The following is a 1,994-nucleotide window of genomic DNA, read 5'->3' as shown; positions in this document are numbered from 1 at the left end:
GCCGGCCGTCGCGCGGCTGGCGATCGATGAGCCGGTCGTCGCGGCCGAGCCCCGCGTGCATCCCGGCGTGCGCCTGTTCCGGGCGATGTTCCGCCTCGCGATCGAGCGCTCGCACACCCGCGTCGCGCTCGTCGGACTCGCCTTCGTGGCGGTGTTCGGCGCGATCAGCGTGCGGCTGCTGTCGATCGCGATCTTCGGCGCGCCGCCGAGCCAGGAGCACCGGGTGGCGGCCGCGTCCACCACCGCCATTCGGCCCGACATCATCGACCGCAACGGCGAGATCCTCGCCACCGACATCCGTACCGTTTCGGTCTTCGCCGAGCCCGGCAACATCTACGACAAGGACGAGGCGGTGGAACTCCTCACCGCCGTCCTGCCCGAGCTGAACGCGACGGAACTGCGCGCCAAGCTCACCCAGAAGCCCGGCAAGAAGGGCGTCGGCTTCGTCTGGGTCAAGCGCGAGCTGACCCCGAAGCAGCAGGCCGAGGTCCACCGCCTCGGCATCCCCGGCATCGGCTTCCTGCCCGACCACAAGCGCGTCTACCCGAACGGGGTCGCGGCCGCCCACATCATCGGCGCGACCAACCTCGACGGCATCGGCATCGCCGGCATGGAGAAGTACATCGACAACCAGGGCAACAAGGCCCTGAACGACTTCGGCTTCGTCGCCAAGCAGACCGACCTCAAGCCGATCCAGCTCTCCGTCGACCTGCGGGCGCAGTTCGCGGTGCGCGACGAGCTCGCCAAGGGCATCGAGCACTTCAAGGCCAAGGCCGGCGCCTCGATGATCCTCGACGTCCAGACCGGCGAGGTGATCGCGCTGGTCTCGATGCCGGACTTCGACCCGAACAACCCGGTCGACGCCCTGTCCGACGACAAGATCAACCGCATGAACGTCGGCGTCTACGAGATGGGCTCGACCTTCAAGGCGATGACCCTCGCCATGGCGCTGGAATCGGGCAAGTACAACGTCAACTCGACCTTCGACACCCGCGGCGGCGTGCTGAACTGGGGCCGCCAGAAGATCCACGAGTATCACGGCACCAACCGCGTCATCACCATGCCGGAGGTGTTCACCCACTCCTCCAACATCGGCTCGGCCAAGATGGCCCTCGGCGTCGGCGTGCCCGGCCACAAGGCCTTCCTGCGCAAGATGGGCCTGCTCGACCGGATGCGGACCGAGCTGCCGGAATCGGCCATGCCGATCGTCCCGCCGCGCTGGACCGAGATCAACACCATCACCATCGCCTTCGGCCACGGCCTCGCGGTGGCGCCGATCCAGGCGACGGCGGCGGTGGCCGCGATCGCCAACGGCGGCTTCCTGATGACGCCGACCTTCCTCAAGACCGACGTCAAGGAGGCGATGGCCAAGGCGACGACGGTGCTGAGCCCGCAGACGAGCGAGGCGATGCGCTTCATCATGCGCCTCAACGCCGTCGAGGGCTCGGCCAAGAAGGCGGCGATCCCGTACTACTTCGTCGGCGGCAAGACCGGCACCGCCGAGAAGGTGATCGGCGGGCGCTACAACAAGAACCGCCTGTTCACGACCTTCATGGCGGCCGCGCCCATGGACAAGCCGAAATACCTGTTCGTCACCATCATGGACGAGCCCCAGGGACTGCCGGAGAGCGGCGGTTACGCCACCGCCGCCTGGAACTCCGGCGTCGTCACCGGCAAGGTGATCGAGCGCGTGGCGCCGATCCTCGGCCTGCCGCCGCAATTCGAGCCGCCGGCCAAGCCCTTCCCGTTGATGGTCAAGCTCAACGCCTACCACGCCAACATGGTCGGCGGCCCGTGAGCGCGGCGACGCTGGGCGCCCTGTTCCCCGAAGCCGGGGCGGCGGAGGCCGACCGGCCGGTGGCCGGGCTGACCGCCGACAGCCGGAACGTGGTGCCGGGCGGCGTCTTCGTCGCCGTGCCGGGGACGAAGGCCGACGGACGGCTGTTCGCGGCCAAGGCCGCCGCGGCCGGCGCGATCGCGGTGGCGGGCGAGGG

General features: G+C 69.2%; 2 protein-coding genes. Both read left to right on the top strand.

Features of this window, described 5'->3' with window-relative positions:
- The first annotated feature begins 22 nt into the window (after positions 1 to 22).
- The gene (locus FV222_RS24400; RefSeq protein WP_246685642.1) at positions 23 to 1,798 is read left to right on the top strand and encodes a penicillin-binding protein 2; all 1,776 of its coding nucleotides are present in this window, start codon (positions 23 to 25) and stop codon (positions 1,796 to 1,798) included.
- Positions 1,795 to 1,994: Mur ligase domain-containing protein (locus FV222_RS24395; RefSeq protein ID WP_246685641.1), on the top strand; the 200-nt coding region annotated here is incomplete at its 3' end. The genes FV222_RS24400 and FV222_RS24395, both read left to right, overlap by 4 nt.

Source organism: Methylobacterium sp. WL103 (genome assembly GCF_008039885.1).
Lineage (GTDB): Bacteria > Pseudomonadota > Alphaproteobacteria > Rhizobiales > Beijerinckiaceae > Methylobacterium > Methylobacterium cerastii.
Note: the sequence above shows the minus strand (reverse complement) of the source record. Positions and strands in the feature narration are given on the sequence as shown.